The organism is Streptomyces sp. NPDC058457 (assembly GCF_042720695.1).
Classification (GTDB): Bacteria; Actinomycetota; Actinomycetes; order Streptomycetales; family Streptomycetaceae; genus Streptomyces.
In genome coordinates this window covers 1-19,167 of the sequence record NZ_JBHXLU010000097.1, presented here as the reverse complement: position 1 = coordinate 19,167, position 19,167 = coordinate 1, and the positions used below count along the sequence as shown (strand labels likewise).

Here is a 19,167-nt window from a genome sequence, read left to right as displayed (position 1 = left end):
GACGACCCGTAGGGGCCGCTCCGGATACCGGGGAGGTCGGGGACGATGTGGCCTCACCCCTCGCCCGCCATCCCTCCGTCGTCCATACCCGCATCCGGCTCCACACCGAAGGTGTTGTACGCCATGGCCTGCAGGCGGTACGCGCCGACGACGAACACGAACTCCATCAGCTGCGGCTCGTCCAGTTCCTTCGCCAGTTCCGCGTACAGCGCGTCCGAGAGCGAGGAGGTGGTGTCGAGTTCGTCCACCGCCCGGTTCACCAGGGTCTCCACGCCCTGGCGTGCTCCTTCGATCTCCTCGTCCGTGACACCGGCCTCCCGGGCCAGCAGCACGTGATGCGCCCACTCGTACCGGCAGCGGTTGCGCCAGGCGACCCGGAGGACCGCCAGCTCGCGCATCCGGGCCGGCAATGTGCCGCGGTAGACGAGTTGGGTGCTGAACGTCAGGAAGGCCTTGGCCAGGCGCGGATGGTTCAGCAGGAGGCCGAGCGCGTTGGACGGCGGGACGGTACGGCCGCCCGTGAGCGGCCGCAGGGCCTCGGCGTCCCAGTCCTCGTACGGTATCGGCGGCAGCCTCGTCACGTGTTGCGGCCCCCGTTCACGCCGATGATCTGGCCGGTGATGTAGCCGGCCTCCTCGCTGACCAGGAAGGAACAGGTCGCGGCGATGTCCTCGGGGCGGCCCACGCGGCGGACGGGGGTGCGCGCGATGTGGTCCTCGACGGTGCCGCCGAGGCGCTGTTCGCGCTCCGCGGTGCGCAGCATCGGGGTGTCCACGAAGCCGGGCGGGATCGCGTTGACGGTGATGCCCCGCGGGCCCAGCTCCAGTGCGAGGGACTTGGTCAGCCCGTTCACCGCGGACTTGGCGGCGACGTAGTGCGCCATGAACGGCTGCCCCGAGTGGGTGCTGGAGGAGGAGATGTTCACGATCCGGCCCCAGCGCCCCTCCCACATGTCCGGCAGTGCCGACTGCACGCAGTGGAAGACGCCGTTGAGATTGATGTCGACGACACGCTGCCAGTCGGCGAAGGACAGGTCGCCGAAGCGCGTGAAGCCGTCCTTGCCCGCCGCGTTGACCAGAACCGAGACGGGGCCGAGACGCTCGCGCACCGCGTCCATCGCCTTGTCGACCTGGGCCCGGTCGGTGACGTCGACGGTGAACGCACAGTCGTCGGTGCCGGGGGTGAGGTCCAGTACGGCGACCTTCAGCCCGTCGGCGGTGAGACGGCGGACGATGGCCTGACCGATGCCGGAGGCGCCGCCGGTGACGACCGCCGTGCGGGCCGCTTCCGCCGCCCCGCTCATGCGAACGCCTCGTCGCCGACGACCGTGGTCCGGTGCAGCAGCCGCTCGGAGCTCTCGTCGTACGGCAGCGCCCGGTGCAGGATCCCGGTGTTGTCCCACACGACCAGGTCGCCGACCTCCCAGTCGTGGGTGTAGCGGAACCGCTCCTGGGTGGACCAGTCGAGCAGGGCGTCGAGGAGGGCGCGGCTCTCCTTGGGGTCCATTCCGACGACGTGGTCGGCGGTGGCACCGGCGACGAGGGAGCGGCGGCCGTCCCGGCGCCGCCACACCAGGGACATCTCGTGGGCAGGCTGGGTGCGCCAGCCGGCCAGCTCCTCCGGGGTGGGGTCCGGGGTCACCAGCCGTTGCGCCGCCTCGAAGGTGTGCACCACCCGCAGGCTCTCGTAGCGTTCGCGGTCCTTGACCGGCAGGTTCTCGTACGCGGCGTAGGTGCTGGCGAAGTCCGTGCCGCCGCCCACCGTGGCCACGTGCCGGGCGGTGAGCGTGGTCGCCTTGACCGGTACGTCGTCGCTGGTGCCGTCGAGGTGCCAGAAGAAGGCGCCCTTGAGGTACTTGGCGCTCGCGCTCTTCTCCGGGTTGATCGAGATGGGGAAGATCTCCTGACCGCGCAGCGCGACCACCTCGCCGAGCCGGCGGCTGAACGCCAGCTGCTGCTCGTCGTCGAGGTGCAGCCCGCGTACGACCAGCACACCGCGCCACTTGAGCGCCTCGACGCAGCGATGCACGAAGGTGTCGTCGAGCGGGTCCGCGACGCCCGTGAACTCCACGCCGAGCGAGGGGCGTACGGCCTTCGAGTCGATCATGAAAACTCCCCTTTCGTTTGCGAGAACCATATTCTCCAAATGGTGGAGCGGGAAGTGAAGAGCATGAGATTCTCGTGTTCGAGTCCTTGATTCGCTCAAAGTGAGAATGTAGTTTCCAGCCCAACCGAGCAAGGAGGCTGGGATGCGCTTGCAGAACAAGGTGGTGATCGTCACCGGTGCCGGCCAGGGCATCGGTGAGGGATACGCCAGGGCACTGGCCGCCGAGGGCGCGCGGGTCGTGGTGGCGGATCTGAACGAGGAGCAGGGCAAGCGCGTCGCCATGGACATCGGCGACGCGCTCTTCGTCGCGGTCGATGTGGCCGACCCCTCCTCCGCCGAGCAGCTCGCCGCCACCGTGATGGGCGAGTACGGCAGGATCGACCACCTCGTCAACAACGCGGCGATCTTCCACGGGATGCGCCGCGAGGGCGTCGTCACCGTCGACTACGACTACCTGGACCGGTTCCTCAAGGTGAACCTGCTCGGCGCGCTGCACGTCACCCGCGCCGTGCTGCCGCACCTGAAGGAGGGCGCGGCGATCGTCAACCAGTCGTCCACCGCGGCCTGGCAGGCCACCGGCTTCTACGGGCTCGCCAAGGCCGGCGTCAACCACCTCACCGTCTCGTTGGCCTCCGAACTCGGCCCGCGCGGCATCCGCGTCAACGCCATCGCGCCCGGGCCGACGGACACCGAGGCGACCCGCAGCATCATCCCGGAGGCGCACCGCACGGCCATGGTGCAGTCCTTCCCCCTCAAGCGCATGGGGTCCCCGGCGGACCAGGCGGGCGCGCTGCTGTTCCTGCTCTCCGACGACGCGGCCTGGGTCACCGGCCAGATCCTCGCCGTGGACGGCGGATCGCTGGTGCGGCTGTGAGCGCGCCTGCCGGCAGGTCCCAGCTGATCGACGGCAAACTCGTCACCGCCGACACCACGTTCCCCACCTACAACCCCGCCACCGGTGAACTCCTCGGCCACGCCCCCGACGCCACGACCGCCAACGCCGAAGCCGCCGTGGCCGCCGCCCGCCGCGCCTTCGACACCACCGACTGGTCCACGGACCGCGACCTGCGACTGCGCTGCCTGCGCCGGCTCCACCAGGCCCTCGACGAGCACCGCGAGGAACTGCGCGAACTGACCATCGCCGAGGTCGGCGCCCCACGCCAGCTCACCCACGGACCGCAGCTCGACGAGCCCATCGGCATAGTCAGGTTCTACGCCGACCTGCTGGAGACCTACGAGTTCTCCGAGGACCTCGGCGAGATCGAGTCGCGTGGCCAGCGCCACCACCGCTGGGTCGAGAAGGAGGCGGCCGGCGTCGTCGCCGCGATCCTGCCGTACAACTACCCCAACCAGCTCGCCCTCGCCAAGATCGCCCCCGCCCTCGCCGCGGGCTGCACCGTCGTCCTCAAGGGCGCCCCGCAGACCCCGCTCACCACCCTCGCGCTCGGTGAACTCATCGCCGAGCACACCGACATACCGCCCGGCGTCATCAATGTGCTCAGCTCCGCCCGCGCCGAGGTCGGCGAACTGCTCACCACCCACCCCGACGTCGACGTGGTCACCTTCACCGGGGCCACCACCACCGGCAGCCGGATCATGGCCGCGGCCGCGGACTCCGTCAAGCGGGTCTTCCTCGAACTCGGCGGCAAGTCAGCCATGATCATCCTGGATGACGCCGACTTCGTGAAGGCGGGCATGTTCGCCGCGTTCACCATCTGCTCCCACTCCGGCCAGGGCTGCGCCCTCACCTCCCGGCTGCTCGTACCGCGCGAACACCACGACCGGATCGTGCAGTTGGTCGCCGCCGGCATGGCACGCGTGAACGTCGGCGACCCGACCGACCCCAAGACCACCATGGGCCCGCTGATCAGCGAGCAGCAGCGCGACAAGGTCGACGGCCTGGTGCGCCGAGCCGTGGCGGCGGGCGCGACCCTTGTCCGCGGCGGCAACCGGATCGAGCCCGGCTACTTCTACGAACCGACCCTCCTGGCCGACGTCGACCCGGACAGCGAGATCGCCCAGGAGGAGGTCTTCGGCCCCGTCCTAGCCGTGATCCCCTTCGACGACGAGGAGGACGCGGTCCGGATCGCCAACAACTCCCGCTACGGCCTGTCCGGCGCCGTGCACAGCGCCGACGAGCAGCGCGCGATCCGTCTCGCCCGGCGCATCCGCACCGGCACCTTCTCCATCAACGGCGGCAACTACTTCGCGCCCGACGTGCCGTTCGGCGGCTACAAGCAGTCCGGCGTCGGCCGGGAGAGCGGGCGTCCGGGATTCGAGGAGTTCCTGGAGGAGAAGTCCTTCGCGCGGGTCGTCGTACCCCTGGAGCAGACATGAGGCCTCTGGAGGGCATCCGGGTCCTCGAAGTCGCGATGTACGGCTTCGTGCCCTCGGCCGGAGCCGTGCTCGCCGACTGGGGTGCGGACGTCGTCAAGGTCGAGCACGCCGTGAACGGCGACCCGCAGCGCGGACTGCGCCAGACCGGCACCTTCCGGGTCGAGGGCGACCCCAACCCCAACGTCGCGCATGCCAACCGCGGCAAGCGGTCCATCGGCCTCGACATCGCCAGGCCCGAGGGACGCGAGGTGCTGTACGAACTGGCCAAGGACGCCGACGTGTTCCTCACCAGCTTCCTGCCAGCCTCCCGGGCCCGCCTCGGCATCGACGTCGGCGACATCCGTGCCGTCAACCCCCGAGTCGTGTACGCCCGGGGGAGCGCCCTCGGGCCGCGCGGCCCCGAGGCGGACCGGGGCGGCTACGACATGACCGCCTTCTGGGCCCGCGCAGGCACCGCCGCCAGCATCACCCCGCCCGGCACCGAGGGCCTGATCAGCCCGCCCGGACCGGCCTACGGCGACACCATCTCCGGCACCAACCTGGCCGGCGGCATCGCCGCCGCGCTGCTCCGCCGCGAGCGCACCGGTGAGCCGGCGGTGGTGGACGTCTCCCTGTTCGGCAGCGGCCTGTGGGCGCTGGGCCACGCCATCGGCCTCTCCCTGCACCTGGAGCGGGCCTGGGAGGGCGTACGGCCCAGCGCCCACGGTTCGCCCCGCAACCCGCTCTCCGGCCTCTACCGGACGGCCGACGACCGCTACATCTCCTTCGTCATGCTCCAGCCGACGAGGTTCTGGCCGGGCGTCTGCCACTGCCTGGGGCGGCCGGACCTCGCCGAGGACCCCCGGTTCGCCACCGGCGAGGCCATCGCCGAGCACACCGAGGAGGCGGTGAAGATCCTCCGGGAGATCATCGCGGGCGGCACCCTCGCCGAATGGTCCGAGCGGTTCGCCGCCCTCGACGGACCCTGGGCCCCCGTCCAGGACACCCTCCAGGCCGCCGCCGACCCGCAGGCCCGCGCCAACGGCTACCTCGGACAGGCAGGTGACCTCGAACTCGTCGCCAGCCCCGTCCAGTTCGACGTCGAGGACATCACCCTCGGCCCCGCACCGGAGTTCGCCGCGCAGACCGAGGAGATCCTCGCCGAGCTCGGCTACGACTGGGACCGCATCCTCGCCCTGAAGGCGAGCGGCGCGGTCACCTGACCCCGCACTTCCGCACCTCCCTCGGACGACGGTGTCCGAGCCCTTCGAGGAGGCACCATGCGCAGGCTGCTGATCGGCGCGGTCACCGTGACCGCGGTGCTGCTGGCCGGCTGTTCCACGCGCTCCGACGACACCACCGGCTCCGACGCCGCGCACAACGCCAGCCCCACCGCGAGCGGATCGGGGCCGTCCAGCACAGACTTCGGCACGCTGAAAGACGTGTGCGGTCCCGGCACCGCCAAGTCCTCCACCTCCCAGGGCGTCACCGCCGACAAGATCCAGGTGGGCGTGATGTCCGACGTCGGCTTCAGCAAGAACTCCGAGTTCGTGGACGCCGCCAAGGTGTTCACCTCCTGGTGCAACGACGCGGGCGGCATCAACGGCCGCAAGCTCGACCCCGTCACCCGCGACACCAGGCTGACCGAGGTCCGCCAGCGCGTCCTGGAGGCCTGCAAGGCGGACTTCGCGCTCGTCGGCGGCGGCTCCGCACTGGACAGCCTCGGCGTGCAGGACCGCCTCAAGTGCCTGCTGCCCAACTTCCCCGGCCAGTCCAGCCAGGTCGGCGCCATCGGCTCCGACCTCCAGGTGATGGCCTCCCAGTCCGTCGCCGGGTACTTCCAGTACGCCGGCTACTACTCGTGGCTGCTGAAGGACAAGTACCCGGACTCGGCGAAGAAGGTCGGCATCATCGCCGGTGACTCGCCCGTCACCAAGGTGATGGCCGCCCAGTTCAAGGAGGCGGTGGCCGGCCTCGGCGGAACCGTCTCGTACAGCGACCTCTACCCCGCGGCCGGTGTCTCCGACTGGACGCCGTACGCCCAGTCGATCAAGAACAAGGGCGTCAAGGGCCTGGTCTTCCTGGGCGACTTCGCCTCCCTGGCCAAACTGGAACAGGCCCTCACCAACATCGGGTACACACCCGACTGGATCGACGCCAACAGCAACGCCTACGGCCCGGCCTTCCTCCAACTCGCCGGCACCGCCCTGGCCAAGCAGCACAACTACGCCGAACTGTTCGCCACCGCCCCGCTGGAGAGCGCCGCCTCCAACCCCGCCACCCAGCAGGTCATCGACCTCTACAAGAAGTACGCGCCGGACAAGCAGGTCACCTACCCGGCCCTGCGCGCCTTCTCCGCCTGGCTGCTGTTCGCCACGGCGGCCCGTGACTGCGCGACCCTCACCCGCACCTGCGTGTACGACAACGCGGTGAAGAACACCGACTGGACGGCGGGCGGTCTGCAGGCTCCGTTCGACCTCACCTCGAAGGAGCCGCCCAAGTGCTACTCCATCGTCGAGGCGACCAGCAAGGGCTGGCAGGCGGCCGACTTCCAGCCCGACCAGGGCGCCTACCGCTGCGACGCCCCCGTCTACAAGTACAAGGCCGACTACGGCAAGCCGGCCACGCTCGCAAGCGTCGGCAAGTCGATGACCGACCTGAAATGAAACGGGAGATGAGTCACGTGAAGGTACGCGTCGACCCCGAGCGCTGCCAGGGCCACACCCTGTGTGCCATGCGGGCGCCGAAAGTCTTCGAGCTGAGCGAGATCGACGGGCATTCCTCACCGGTCAACGAGGACGTCCCCGCCGACCAGGAGGACGCGGTGGTCGAGGCCGTCCGCTCCTGCCCCGAACGCGCCATCAGCGTGTTCTGAGCCGCACCCGGCGGACCGAGAGGAAGCCATCCCATGACGACCGCACCGGACGACACCGGCGACGAGGCCCGCAAACAGCCCCGGGTCCACTTCGACCGGCACGCCCCCGAGTACCGGCATCACTTCGAGGAGAAGACCGGGGAGTTCCACACCGGCTGCCCGCTGGCCTGGTCCGACACCTACGGCGGCCACTGGGTCGCCGCCGGCAACCGCGAGCTGCTCGCCTTCGCCCGGGCCGGCGAGAAGCTCTCCAACGACCATGACGTGCACGGCGAGCGCCGCGGCTACCAGGGCATCAGCATTCCGGCGCCGCCACGCGGCAGGGGGCTGCGGGGCGGTTTCCTGGAGATGGACCCGCCCGAGCAGCGCGCCTACCGCAACGTCCTCAACCCCTATCTCTCCCCGGCGGCGATCAAGCGCTGGTTCCCGTTCATCGACGAGGTGACCCGGGCCTGCCTCGACGAACGGATCGAGAGCGGCCGTATCGACTTCGTCGACGACCTCGCCAACATCGTCCCCGCCGTCTTCACGCTCGCCATGATGGGTATCCCGCTGAAGAAGTGGGAGCTGTACAACGAACCCGCCCACGCGGGCGTCTACACCCCGCCCAACTCGCCGGACATGGCGCGGGTGGTGGAGGCCCACCTGGCGATGCTCAAGGACATCGGTGACACCCTCCAGGAGGTCCGGGCGGCCCCGCGTCCCGGCCTCGTCGACGCCCTCGTCCGCATGGAGTTCGACGGCACGGCCCCGGCGGAGCGGGACCTGGTCGGCGCCCTCGCGTTGCTCATCGGCGGCGGCTTCGACACCACGACCGCCCTGACCGCGCATGCCCTGGAGTGGCTCTCCGAGCACCCGGAGGAGCGGGAGCGCCTCAGCCGCGAGCGGGACACCCTCCTCGACACGGCCACCGAGGAGTTCCTGCGCTACTTCACGCCGGCGCCCGGGGACGGCCGTACGGTCGCCGAGGACTGCGAGATCTCGGGCAAGCAGTTCAAGGAGGGCGACCGGCTGTGGCTGTCCTGGGCGATGGCCAACCGCGACCCGGCGGTCTTCGCCGACCCCGACCGCGTCGACCTCGCCCGCGGCGGCAACCGGCACACCGCCTTCGGCCTCGGTATCCACCGGTGCATCGGCTCCAACGTGGCCCGTGCGGTCTTCAAGCGGATGCTGCTCCATGTCCTGGACCGCGTCCCGGACTTCGTCTGCGATCCCGAGGGCACCGTGCACTACGAGACCATCGGCGTCATCCAGGGCATGCGCCACCTCCCGGCCACCTTCACCCCTGGCCGCCGACTCGGCCCCGGCCTCGCGGAGACCCTGGAGACCCTCCAACGTGCCTGTGACGAACAGGGGTTGGCGGAACCGGTGACGATACGCAAGGCGGAGGCGAAGCTCCGTTGAGCACGCCCGACGAGAAGCCCGGAGCCGCCCGCCCCCGGCCCGTGACCGCCCCGGAGACCGAGTTCTTCTGGACGTCCGGCCGCGACGGACGGCTCCGCTTCCGCACCTGCGGCTCCTGCTCGTCCCTGATCCATCCGCCGCAGCCCGTCTGCCGGTACTGCCGGGGCCGCACCGGCGGCCTCCGCGAGGTCTCGGGCCGCGCCACGCTCATCGGCTTCACGGTCAACCACCGCTTCCCCTTCCCCGGGCTGCCGACCCCGTTCGTCGTCGCCCAGGTGGCGATCGAGGAGGATCCACGGGTCCGGCTGACCACCAACGTCGTCGGCTGCACACCGGAGGAACTGCGGCTGGGCATGCGCATGGAGGTCGTGTTCGAGCAGGCCGACGACGTCTGGCTGCCCCTGTTCCGGCCGTGCGCCGAGCAACCCCAGCCCGCACCGCTGCCCACCGACGAACCCGCTCCGGAACGCATGCGGGAACACGTCCGTGCGGCACCCGTCCCGCGCCGGTTCGAGGAGCGTGCGGTCATCAGCGGCGCCGGAGCCTCCCGGATCGGCCGCCGGCTCATGGTCCCACCGCTCGAACTCACCGTGGAGGCCTGCGAGAAGGCCGTCGCCGACGCCGGACTCACCTTCGACGACATCGACGGCCTCGCCACCTACCCGGGCGGCGGTGCCTACGGCGGCTTCGCCGAGGGCGGCATCACGGCACTGGAGTCCGCGCTCGGCATCCACCCCGGCTGGCACAACGGCGCGGGGGAGACCTTCGGCCCCGGCGGCTCGCTGATCGCCGCGATGCTGGCGGTCGCGGGCGGCCTGGCCCGGCATGTGCTGTGCTTCCGTACGGTCTGGGAGTCGACGTACGCCGAACTGCTGAAGCAGGGCAGGATCCGGGCGGCCCAACCAGCAGGCCCAGAAGGGTGGTTCAAGCCCTTCGGCGCCGTCTCCCCGGCGACGATGCTCGCGATGAACGCCCAGCGGCACATGCACCGCTACGGCACCACCCGCGAGACCCTCGGCTGGATCGCCCTCAACCAGCGCGCGAACGCCGCCCGCCACCCGGACGCGATCTACCGCGACCCGCTCACCATGGACGACTACCTCGCCGCACGCACCGTCACCACCCCCTTCGGCCTGTACGACTGCGACGTCCCCTGCGACGCCGCGACGGCCGTCGTGGTCTCCGCCGCCGAGACGGCCCCCGACCTTCCCAGGCCCCCGGTCCGCTTCGAGGCCGTCGGCACCCAGATCCTCGAACGCCCGGAGTGGGACCAGTCCACCCTCACCCACGAACCCCAGGTGCTCGGCCAGGCCGCGCACCTCTGGACCCGCACCGACCTCGGCCCCGCCGACGTGGACGTGGCCCTCCTCTACGACGGATTCACCTTCAACTGCCTGTCCTGGATCGAGGCGCTCGGCTTCTGCGGCATCGGCGAGGCCCGGGACTTCCTGGACGGCGGCAAGAACATCGCCCGCGACGGGGTACTGCCCCTGAACCCGCACGGCGGCCAGCTCTCGCACGGCCGCACCCACGGCATGGGCCTGGTGCACGAGGCGGTGCTCCAGCTGCGCGGCGAGGCCGACGCCCGCCAGGTGGCCGGTGCGCGTACCGCGGTGGTCTCCAGCGGCGGGCTCACCCCCAGCGGCGTTCTCCTGCTCAGGACGGACGGATGACATCCAGGACGGTCGCATGACCTCGCTCGAACCCGAACTCGCCCACGCGGTACGACGGCTGGTGGCCGACGTGCACGGAGTGCCCGTCTCCGGACTGCTCGCCGAGGTGCCACGCCCGCAGGCCGTGATCGTGGCCCTGCACGGCGGCGCCACCACCTCCGCCTACTTCGACCATCCGGGCCACCCCCGGCTCTCCCTCCTGCGCACCGCGGCCGCCGCGGGCTTCACCGTCCTGGCCCTGGACCGCCCCGGCTACGGCAGTTCGGCCGGGTACGAGGACCGGATGGGCACTCCCGAGCAGCGCACCGACCTCGCCTACGAGGCCGTGTCCGCACTGCTGGACGGCCAGGAGCGCGGCCTCGGCGTGTTCCTCTGGGCACACTCGGCGGGCTGTGAACTGGCCGTCCGCATGGCGAGCGACCAGCGGGGCGCCGGTCTGCTCGGCGTGGAGCTCGCCGGGATGGGCCGCGTCCACCACCCCCGCTCGGTGCTGGCGATGGAGGAGTGGCGCCGCGATCCGACGCGCACCCGGCCCAACCTCCGCCGTGCACTGTGGGATCCGCCGCACGCCTACCCGCCCGACGTGTACGGCGGCCGGCACATCGGCTCCGCCTCGCCCGCCTACGAGGGGCACCGGGAGAACTGGCAGGAGGAGTTCGCCCGGCTCTCGGGACAGGTGCCGGTGCCCGTCCACCTCACCCTCGCCGAGCACGAGCAGGTGTGGGCCAACGGCCCCGAGGGGCTGGCGGACCTCGCCTCGATGTTCACCGGATCGCCCCGCGTCGTCGTGCACGAGCAGGCGGGCGCCGGCCACAACACCAGCGTCGGCCGTACCGCCCTCGCCTACCACCTGCACGTCCTCGCCTTCGCCGAGGAGTGTGCGCTGGGCGTCCAGGCGCTGCCCGCGGAGCGGCGGCACCGCGATGGGTGAGGCCTCGGACGCGGCACTGCTCGCCGTACGGCTCGTGCTGGGCGCGGTCATGGTGGCGCACGGCTGGAACCACTGGCGCGGCCCGGGCGGGATCCAGGGGACCGCCGGCTGGTTCGGCGGCCTCGGTCTGACCCGGCCCCGGCTGCAGGCCTGGCTGAGCGTGCTCACCGAACTCGGGGCGGGCGGCCTGCTCGCGCTGGGCATGCTGACCCCGCTCGCCTGCGCGGCCGTACTGTCGGTGACGCTGGTCGCCGGCCTGCTCGCCCACCGGCCGCACGGCTTCTTCGTGTTCAAGGAGGGCTACGAGTACGTCCTCGTCCTCGGAGTGCTCGCGGTCGCGCTCGGCGCCTGGGGACCGGGGAAGTACGCACTCGACACGGCGGCGGACATCACGGTGACCGGATGGACGGGGGCCGGTGTCGTGCTCGCGGTGGGTGTGGTGGCCACCGCCGGACTGCTGGCGGTGTTCTGGCGCCCGCGGAAGACGACCTGACGTGAGGAGGGCACCCATGCGTGTGGGCTTCATCGGACTGGGCAGCCAGGGCGCGCCCATGGCCCGGCGGATCGCCGGGGCGGGACACGAGACGACCCTGTGGGCCCGCAGACCCGCCACGCTCGCCCGGTTCGCGGACAGCGGCGCCAAGACGGCAGGCTCGCCCGCCGAACTGGCCGCCGCGAGCGACCTGGTGTGCCTGTGCGTCGTCGACGACGCCGACGTCGAGCAGGTGGTCACCGGCCCGGACGGGGTCCTCGCCGGGCTGCGCAGGGGCGGGGTGATCGCCGTCCACTCCACCGTGCATCCCGGCACCTGCCGCCGGTTGGAGGCGGTGGCCCGGGCCTCCGGTGTCTCCCTCCTCGACGCGCCGGTCAGCGGGGGCGGCCGGGCCGCCGAGCAGGGCACCCTGCTCGTCATGGCGGGCGGTGACCCCCAGGTCTTCTCCTACTGCCGCCCGGTGTTCGAGACGTACGGCGATCCCGTCGTCCACCTCGGGCCCACCGGCTCCGGACAACTCGCCAAGATCCTCAACAACGTGCTGTTCACTGCCCAGTTGGGGCTCGCCGCCGACGCGCTCGGGGTGGCTGCCGCCCTCGGCCTGGACCGGGCCGAGCTCTCCCGGGTCCTGCCCCGCGGCAGCGCGGCCAGCTTCGCGCTGGACCGGGTGGCCGACGCGGGCGGCACCCTCGACCGCATCGCCGCGCACGCGGGTGGGCTGCTCGCCAAGGACGTCCGTCTGTTCGCCGACATCGTGGACACGGCCGGTGCCGACACGCGTGCGACACTCCGCGAGGCCGCGCTCGCCGCCCTGGCCGCGATGGGGAAATGAGGCCGATCCAGTACGCCCTCTCGCCCTGCCGAGGCGCCCCTGCATAGTGTGGGCGGGCACCTCTCCAACGGCGGAAGGGGCCCCACGTGGTGTCCGCGAGGCGTCAGCAGATCCTGGAAGCGGCCCTGGAGGTCTTCGCCGAACGCGGGTTCAAGGGCACCTCGATCGACGCGGTGGCCGAGCGCGCCGGCCTCACCCGGCAGGGCGTGCTGCACTACTTCCCCAGCAAGAAGCGGCTGCTCCTCGACCTCCTCGCCTTCCGCGAAGAGCTCGCCCGGGAGCACCTCGCAGGACGCAGGCTCGGCGAGGACTGGGCCGGCGACTTCGCCGAGGCCGTGGCCTTCGAAGTGCACCATCCCTCGCTCGCCACCGTGCAGACTGTGGTCCTCGCCGAGGCGGTCACCGGCCAGGAACCGGCCTGCGGCTACGTCCGCGAACGCAGCCGGTCCCTCCAGGAGCATCTCACCGCCCATCTGATCGAGCGATACGGAGAGCGGCTGCCCAGCGGACTGGACCCGCGGACCGCCGCGGCCGCTGTCCTAGCCCTCATCGAAGGCGTCCACCAGCTGTGGCTCGTCGACCAGGACGCCGAGCGCTACCCCCGGATCGTGCGCGAGGCGCTGTCCGTACTGCTCGGCACCGACAGCGTCCCGGAGCCTCAACTGCCGCTGACGAACGGATAGATGCGGGTGAAGTCGACGTCCGGCTCGGCCGTGGCGAACGCCTCCCACACCGCCTCCGTGATGGCGGCGAGCGCCACGGGCCCGTCCGTCTCGTCCACCTCGCGCAGATACAGCCGCAGGTCCTTGGCCATCAGCGAGTTGCTGAACCCCGAGGCATAGCGACCGGTCAGCACCTCCTGCGGGAACTTGTCGATCGTGGCCCCGCTGCGACCGCTGGACGCGTTGAGCACGTCCAGCAGCACACCCATGTCCAGTCCGGCGGCCCGCGCGAAGGCCACGGCCTCGCTGGCCGCCGCCAGCGCGGTCGCGGACAGGAAGTTGTTGGCGAGCTTCAATGCCTGCGCCTGCCCGGGGCGGTCACCGACCCTGCGCCTGCGGTCGCTCAGCCCCGCGAGCACCGGTTCGACCTGCGCGCAGTCCTCGTCGGAGCCCGCGTACATGACCATCAGGGTGCGTTTCCGCGCCCCCGCGACTCCGCCCGACACGGGCGCGTCGACGTACGACAGCCCGGTGGCGGCCAGATGACGGGCGGCCGCCACCCCCACGGTGGAGGTGTCCACGAGGTGGGTGACCCGCCGGTCCCTCGTGGCCAGGAGGTCACCCACGACGTTCCCGCAGACCGTGCCGTCCGGCAGGCTCAGCACCACTGTTCCGACGGCTCGGGCCACCTCCGCCGGGTTCGGTGCCCAGCGGGCGCCGTCGGGGGTGCGGGCCGGACCGGCGGCGTCGTACGCCACCACCTCGAAGCCGTCGCGCACCAGGTTCGTCGCCAGCGCCCCGCCCATGTTGCCCAGCCCGATGAAGCCCACCGCCCGGCTCCTGTTCACACCGCCTCCCGCGCGGCCCGCACCTGGCGAAGGATCAATGACGCCTCGTTTCCGGCCGGCGCACCGCAGTAGGCGGTCAGCTGGAAGAGGAGTTCGTCGATCTCGGCGTCGGTGACACCGGCGCGCGGCGCCGCCTCCAGATGGATGCGGAAGGCACCCATCCGGCCCGTCGCGGCCGTCATCGCCAGCACCAGCAGACTGCGGTCGCGCCGGCTCAGCGGCCCGCCGCGGGCCCAGACCCCCCAGGCCGTCGCCGTGACGAAGTCCTGGTACCCGGCCGGCAGGGTGTCCGCGGCCGCCGTGCCGTCGTCGCCGATCACCTCACGGCGCACCGCCCGTGCGGCCCGCTGCGCTGCTTCGTCGTACATCGGTCATCCCCTCCCTGGTCAGCCCAGGCTCGCGCTGACGGTCTTGAGCTGCGCGTACTCGTACAGTGCCGCCAGGCCCTTCTCCCGGCCGTGGCCGCTGTGCCGGTACCCGCCGAACGGCGTCTCGATCGTGAGCGGGCCGCCGTTCACCGCCACCTGCCCCGCCTCGATCCGCTCGGCGAGCCGCAGCCCGCGCGCCAGGTCGCCGCTCCACACCGCCGCCACCAGCCCGTAGTCGGTGTCGTCGGCCAAGGCCAGCGCCTCCGCCTCGTCGCGGAAAGCCAGCGTGACCAGGACCGGTCCGAAGACCTCCTCGCGGGCGATGCGCGCGTGCGGGTCCACCCGGGCGTACACGGTGGGCCGGATGTACAGGCCGCGCGCCTCGGGCCCCCGCGGGTACGGGCCGCCGCCGGTGGCGGGCGGCGCCGGTGCGCCGGCGAGGAACTCCAGCACCCTGCCGTACTGCGCCTCGGTGATGAGCGGGCCGAAGTCCACGCCGGGGCGCAGCTTCTCCACGGCCGTGACCACCCGGTCCACCACCTCGTCGTGCACGGACTCCTCGATCAGCAGCCGGGCGGTGGCCGAGCACACCTGCCCGGAGTTCGCCCCGACCGCCGTCACCGCGGCGGCCACGGCCCGGTCGAGGTCCGCGTCGGCGAACACCACCAGCGGTGACTTGCCGCCCAGTTCCAGTGTGACCGGGACCAGCCGGCCGCCCGCCACGCCCGCGAGATACCGGCCCGTGGCCACCGACCCGGTGAAGGCCAGGCGCCGCACGCCCGGATGGGCGGCCAGTGCCTCACCGGCGTCCGGCCCGGTGCCGGTGACCACGTTCAGCACCCCGTCCGGCAGACCGGCACGGGTGGCCAGCCGGGCCAGGTGCAGCGTCGAGGCCGAGGTGAACTCCGAGGGCTTGGCCACCACGGCGTTGCCCATCGCCAGGGCGGGGGCCAGGGCCCGGCAGGCCTGGTTGAGGGGCAGGTTCCAGGGGGTGATCACGCCGACCACGCCGTACGGCTCGTAGCGCGTGTACGTGTGGACGCCCGCCCCCTGCTCGATGACCTGCCCGTGACCGGCGGCCCGTACCACCCCCGCGTAGTAGCGGAAGTAGGCCGCCGACATGTCCGCCTCCAGCCGCAGCTGTGCGGGGACCTTCCCGGTGCATTCGCGCTCCAGCCGCATCAGGGTGCCGGCGTCGGCCTCGATCGCGTCCGCGATCCGGTGCAGGACCGCTCCGCGCTCGGCGGGGGAACGGGCGGCCCAGCCGTGCCGGGCCCGTTCCGCCGCGGCGACGGCACGCCCGACGTCGGCCGCGCCGCCCGCCGCGATCTCGTCGCCGGGCAGCCGGGTGGCCGGATCGAGCGTCGCCAGCCAGGTGCCGCTCGCCGGCGGCTCGGGGCGGCCTTCGATCCAGTGGTCGTGGCGTGTCGTCAAGGGCGTCCTCCACTCGTGAGAAGCGCGGGGCCGATGACCCGACCATAGGTTCCATATGCAGAATACGGAAACGCTATTCTCCAAATCAGAGACGATTGTTATCGTGGGGCTGTCAACCGACCGGAGGTTCCCACTCATGGCGCACTTCCCGAAGCCCGCCGAGGGCAGCTGGACCGAGCACTTCAAGATCGGTACGGAGCCGGTCTCCTACGCGGACTCGATCTCACCGGAGTTCTACGAACTGGAGCGGGACGCCATCTTCCGGCGGACCTGGCTGAACGTCGGGCGGGTCGAACAACTGCCCCGCAAGGGCAGTTACTTCACCAAGGAGCTGGACGCGGCCCGCGCCTCCGTCGTCGTGGTGCGCGGCACCGACGGCGAGGTGCGCGCCTTCCACAACGTCTGCCGCCACCGCGGCAACAAGCTGGTGTGGGACGACTACCCCCGCGAGGAGACCAAGGGCACCTGCCGTGCCTTCACCTGCAAGTACCACGCCTGGCGCTACGACCTGGAGGGCAAACTCGCCTTCGTCCAGCAGGAGTCGGAGTTCTTCGACGTCGACAAGTCGAAGTACGGGCTGCTGGCCGTGCAGACCGAGGTGTGGGAGGGGTTCGTCTTCGTCAACCTCGACCCCGACAACACCACATCGCTGCGGGACTACCTCGGCCGGTTCGCCCACGGCATCGAGGGCTACCCCTTCCACAAGCTCACCCAGGTGCACAAGTACCGCGCCGAGATCGGCAGCAACTGGAAGCTGTTCATCGACGCGTTCGCCGAGTTCTACCACGCGCCGATCCTGCACTCCGGCCAGTACGTCTCCGAAGAGGCCGCCAAGATCAAGAAATACGGCTACGAGGCGCTGTCGTACGACATCGACGGCCCGCACAGCATGGTCTCCTCCTGGGGCGGCATCGCCCCGCCGAAGGAGCGGGCGATGGTCAAACCCGTCGAACGGGCGCTGCGCAGTGGCCTGTTCGGGCCCTGGGAGGCCCCCGACATCGGCCTGACCACCGAGCAGCTGCCGCCGGCGATCAACCCCACCCGCAGCAAGGTCTGGGGCATGGACTCGTTCGTCTTCTTCCCCAACTTCATGCTGCTCGTCTGGCGGCCGAACTGGGTGCTGACCTACCACTACTGGCCGACCTCCTACAACACCCACATCTTCGAGGGCACCTGCTACTTCGTCCCGCCCGAGAACGCCTTCCAGCGGCTCCAGCAGGAACTCGCGGTGGTGTCCTTCAAGGAGTACGGCCTGCAGGACGGCAACACCCTGGAGGCCACCCAGACCATGCTGGAGTCGCGCACCGTGGACGAGTTCCCGCTGTGCGACCAGGAGGTCCTGCTGCGCCACCTGCACGCCACCGCACAGCGGTTCGTGCGCGCCCACGAGCAGCCGGTGGCGCCGGCCCCCGCGTCCTGAGACGTCCATCGAGCAGACAGGGAGAGTGCAGAGATGACCACGGTCTTTCCCGACGGGTTCCACGAACTGGAGCCGTTCGCGGACTGGGCGATCCAAGGCGAGCGCGCCCGCTACGCCAAGCGCGTCGCCAGCACCATGGAGGAGTTGCAGGCCTTCTACGACGTGGCGTTCCCGCTGCTGCAGAAGGGCACCGTGTATCTGGAGCAGGTCGGCATGGCGGGGATCGGCGAGCAGGACAGGAACCTGCTGTGGGCGTTCTGCTCGCTGGTGACCGTCGCCTTCCCGGTGGAGGCGTGGGGCCAGCCGAGGGTCCCGGACAGCGGTCCCGCCGGCATCCACGCCGTCGTCGAACCCGCCGTGTGATGGCGGGCCGGGAGACGGCGCCAAGGCCGCCCGTGCTCCTGCGGGCGGCCCGGCTCCTCGACGTCGACAAGGGCGAACTGGTCGAGCCGGGTGAGGTGTTGGTGGTCGGCGAGCACATCGCCGAGATGCAGCCGGAAAGACTGCCGGAGGGCACGGTCGTCCACGAACTCGGGGACGTCACCCTCATGCCGGGCCTGATGGACATGGAGGTCAACCTCTTCCTCGGCGGCCCCGACCACCGCAGCCCGCTGATCCCGGTCCAGGAGGATCCGGCGCTGCGCACCCTGCGGGCGGTCGCCAACGCCCGCCGGACCCTGCACCGCGGGTACACGACCGTACGCAACCTCGGTCTGTTCGTGCAGACCGGGGGCGTGCTCCTGGACGTCGCCCTGAAGAAGGCGATCGACCTGGGGTGGGTGGACGGACCGCGCGTGGTGCCCGCCGGGCACGCGATCGCACCGACCGGCGGGCACCTCGACCCGACCATGTTCCAGGCGTTCGCGCCAGGCGTGCTGCCCCTGACCGTGGAGGAGGGCATCGCCGACGGCGTGGCGGAGGTGCGCAAGGCGGTCCGGTACCAGATCAAGTACGGGGCGAAGGTCATCAAGGTCTGCGCCTCCAACGGTGTCATGTCACATACCGGCCCGGCGGGCGCGCAGCAGTACTCGGACGAGGAACTCCACGCCGTCGTCGACGAGGCACACCGGGCGGGCCTCAGGGTCGCCGCCCACTGCATGGGGGACTCGGCGATCCGGGCCGCCGTCGAGGCCGGCATCGACTGCATCGAGCACGGCTTCCTCGCCAGCGACGCCACCCTCGACCTGATGGTGGAACGCGGCACCTTCCTGGTGGCCACCACGTATCTCACCGAGGGCATGAACACCGAGCACGCGGACCCGGAGCTGCGGGCGAAGGCCGCCGAGGTCTTCCCTCGCGCCCGTGAGTCCACCGCCCGCGCGATCCGGCGCGGTGTCAAGGTGGCCTTCGGCACCGACGCGCCCGCCATCCCGCACGGCAAGGGCGCCCTGGAACTGCTTGCCCTCGTCGACCGGGGCATGCGGCCGCTCCAGGCCCTGCGCGCCGCCACCACGGTCGCCGCCGAGCTGATCGGCGCCGACGACCGGGGCCGGCTGCGGCCGGGCCTGCTCGCCGACGTCATCGCCGTCCCCGGCGACCCGCTCGCCGACCTGTCCGTCACGGGGCGGGTGTGCTTCGTGATGAAGGGGGGCCGGGTGTACCGCGACGACACGCAGAATTCCTGACCGCCGCACGGCACGCAGCGGCCGGTCGGCACCGCGTCGAAGGGGGGCGACGCGGTGCCGACCGGCGGTTTCTTCGCGTTGCGGACGGGCGCACGGCACTGCGCGGGAGACCGCCTGCGGTCTGTGTCCGACGGTCCGGGCCCATCGCTGCGAGAGGGCTCGCGGTGCGTGCCCAGGCAG

The 19,167-nt window shown here is 71.4% G+C and carries 20 protein-coding genes; 14 read left to right on the top strand and 6 right to left on the bottom strand.

What is annotated here, in order from left to right:
* Window positions 1–53: 53 nt before the first annotated feature.
* The 3 genes from ACFWPS_RS44680 to ACFWPS_RS44670 are packed head-to-tail and all read right to left on the bottom strand — an operon-like array spanning window position 54 to window position 2,106.
* The gene (locus tag ACFWPS_RS44680) at window positions 54–581 is read right to left on the bottom strand and encodes a carboxymuconolactone decarboxylase family protein (protein WP_383717415.1); all 528 of its coding nucleotides are present in this window, start codon (window positions 579–581) and stop codon (window positions 54–56) included.
* Window positions 578–1,303 carry an SDR family NAD(P)-dependent oxidoreductase gene (locus ACFWPS_RS44675; RefSeq protein WP_383717412.1) on the bottom strand — a complete coding sequence of 242 codons (726 nt, stop codon included), beginning with the start codon at window positions 1,301–1,303 and terminating at the stop codon, window positions 578–580. Before ACFWPS_RS44675 ends, ACFWPS_RS44680 begins: the two co-directional genes overlap by 4 nt.
* Complete coding sequence (locus ACFWPS_RS44670) at window positions 1,300–2,106, bottom strand: TauD/TfdA dioxygenase family protein (RefSeq protein WP_383717409.1); 807 nt, start codon at window positions 2,104–2,106, stop codon at window positions 1,300–1,302. Before ACFWPS_RS44670 ends, ACFWPS_RS44675 begins: the two co-directional genes overlap by 4 nt.
* Before the next feature lie 142 nt (window positions 2,107–2,248).
* Between ACFWPS_RS44670 and ACFWPS_RS44665 the strand changes: the two genes are divergently transcribed.
* From ACFWPS_RS44665 to ACFWPS_RS44615, 11 genes are all read left to right on the top strand, one after another.
* On the top strand, window positions 2,249–2,980 hold the full coding sequence (locus ACFWPS_RS44665; protein WP_383717406.1) for an SDR family oxidoreductase: 732 nt from the start codon (window positions 2,249–2,251) through the stop codon (window positions 2,978–2,980).
* Window positions 2,977–4,443: an aldehyde dehydrogenase family protein gene (locus tag ACFWPS_RS44660; protein ID WP_383717403.1), complete on the top strand. Its 1,467-nt coding sequence runs from the start codon at window positions 2,977–2,979 to the stop codon at window positions 4,441–4,443. Before ACFWPS_RS44665 ends, ACFWPS_RS44660 begins: the two co-directional genes overlap by 4 nt.
* Window positions 4,440–5,645, top strand: a complete 1,206-nt coding sequence (locus ACFWPS_RS44655; protein ID WP_383717400.1) for a CaiB/BaiF CoA transferase family protein — start codon at window positions 4,440–4,442, stop codon at window positions 5,643–5,645. Before ACFWPS_RS44660 ends, ACFWPS_RS44655 begins: the two co-directional genes overlap by 4 nt.
* Before the next feature lie 57 nt (window positions 5,646–5,702).
* The gene (locus tag ACFWPS_RS44650) at window positions 5,703–7,088 is read left to right on the top strand and encodes an ABC transporter substrate-binding protein (protein ID WP_383717397.1); all 1,386 of its coding nucleotides are present in this window, start codon (window positions 5,703–5,705) and stop codon (window positions 7,086–7,088) included.
* Between the two features lie 8 nt (window positions 7,089–7,096).
* Complete coding sequence (locus ACFWPS_RS44645) at window positions 7,097–7,297, top strand: ferredoxin (RefSeq protein ID WP_383717394.1); 201 nt, start codon at window positions 7,097–7,099, stop codon at window positions 7,295–7,297.
* Between the two features lie 33 nt (window positions 7,298–7,330).
* Entirely contained in the window at window positions 7,331–8,701 is a 1,371-nt protein-coding gene (locus ACFWPS_RS44640; RefSeq protein ID WP_383717392.1) for a cytochrome P450, read from the top strand.
* A complete protein-coding gene (locus ACFWPS_RS44635) occupies window positions 8,698–10,374 on the top strand; it encodes an OB-fold domain-containing protein (RefSeq protein ID WP_383717389.1) in 1,677 nt (558 codons plus the stop codon). The genes ACFWPS_RS44640 and ACFWPS_RS44635 overlap by 4 nt, the downstream gene beginning before the upstream one ends.
* Before the next feature lie 16 nt (window positions 10,375–10,390).
* Window positions 10,391–11,305 (top strand): alpha/beta hydrolase, encoded by a 915-nt coding sequence (locus ACFWPS_RS44630; RefSeq protein WP_383717386.1) that lies wholly within the window; start codon window positions 10,391–10,393, stop codon window positions 11,303–11,305.
* A complete protein-coding gene (locus tag ACFWPS_RS44625; RefSeq protein WP_383717383.1) occupies window positions 11,298–11,798 on the top strand; it encodes a DoxX family protein in 501 nt (166 codons plus the stop codon). The genes ACFWPS_RS44630 and ACFWPS_RS44625 overlap by 8 nt, the downstream gene beginning before the upstream one ends.
* A 16-nt stretch (window positions 11,799–11,814) precedes the next feature.
* Window positions 11,815–12,630 carry an NAD(P)-dependent oxidoreductase gene (locus ACFWPS_RS44620; protein WP_383717381.1) on the top strand — a complete coding sequence of 272 codons (816 nt, stop codon included), beginning with the start codon at window positions 11,815–11,817 and terminating at the stop codon, window positions 12,628–12,630.
* Between the two features lie 89 nt (window positions 12,631–12,719).
* Complete coding sequence (locus ACFWPS_RS44615; RefSeq protein ID WP_383717378.1) at window positions 12,720–13,313, top strand: TetR/AcrR family transcriptional regulator; 594 nt, start codon at window positions 12,720–12,722, stop codon at window positions 13,311–13,313.
* Here the strand turns inward: ACFWPS_RS44615 and ACFWPS_RS44610 are convergent.
* The 3 genes from ACFWPS_RS44610 to ACFWPS_RS44600 are packed head-to-tail and all read right to left on the bottom strand — an operon-like array spanning window position 13,289 to window position 15,942.
* On the bottom strand, window positions 13,289–14,140 hold the full coding sequence (locus ACFWPS_RS44610) for an NAD(P)-dependent oxidoreductase (protein ID WP_383717375.1): 852 nt from the start codon (window positions 14,138–14,140) through the stop codon (window positions 13,289–13,291). The two genes, ACFWPS_RS44615 and ACFWPS_RS44610, sit on opposite strands and share 25 nt — an antisense overlap.
* Window positions 14,137–14,508: a carboxymuconolactone decarboxylase family protein gene (locus ACFWPS_RS44605; protein WP_383717372.1), complete on the bottom strand. Its 372-nt coding sequence runs from the start codon at window positions 14,506–14,508 to the stop codon at window positions 14,137–14,139. The genes ACFWPS_RS44610 and ACFWPS_RS44605 overlap by 4 nt, the downstream gene beginning before the upstream one ends.
* A gap of 18 nt (window positions 14,509–14,526) precedes the next feature.
* Complete coding sequence (locus tag ACFWPS_RS44600; RefSeq protein WP_383717369.1) at window positions 14,527–15,942, bottom strand: aldehyde dehydrogenase family protein; 1,416 nt, start codon at window positions 15,940–15,942, stop codon at window positions 14,527–14,529.
* Window positions 15,943–16,078: 136 nt separating this feature from the next.
* Here ACFWPS_RS44600 and ACFWPS_RS44595 point away from each other — a divergent pair, with 136 nt between their 5' ends.
* Genes ACFWPS_RS44595 through ACFWPS_RS44585 form a run of 3 tightly spaced genes read left to right on the top strand, consistent with a single transcriptional unit; the run spans window position 16,079 to window position 18,987 of the window.
* Window positions 16,079–17,362, top strand: coding sequence for an aromatic ring-hydroxylating dioxygenase subunit alpha (locus tag ACFWPS_RS44595; protein WP_383717366.1), 1,284 nt, complete (start codon window positions 16,079–16,081; stop codon window positions 17,360–17,362).
* Between the two features lie 33 nt (window positions 17,363–17,395).
* Window positions 17,396–17,725 carry a hypothetical protein gene (locus tag ACFWPS_RS44590; protein WP_383717364.1) on the top strand — a complete coding sequence of 110 codons (330 nt, stop codon included), beginning with the start codon at window positions 17,396–17,398 and terminating at the stop codon, window positions 17,723–17,725.
* Window positions 17,725–18,987, top strand: a complete 1,263-nt coding sequence (locus ACFWPS_RS44585; protein ID WP_383717363.1) for an amidohydrolase family protein — start codon at window positions 17,725–17,727, stop codon at window positions 18,985–18,987. Before ACFWPS_RS44590 ends, ACFWPS_RS44585 begins: the two co-directional genes overlap by 1 nt.
* Window positions 18,988–19,167: the final 180 nt, after the last annotated feature.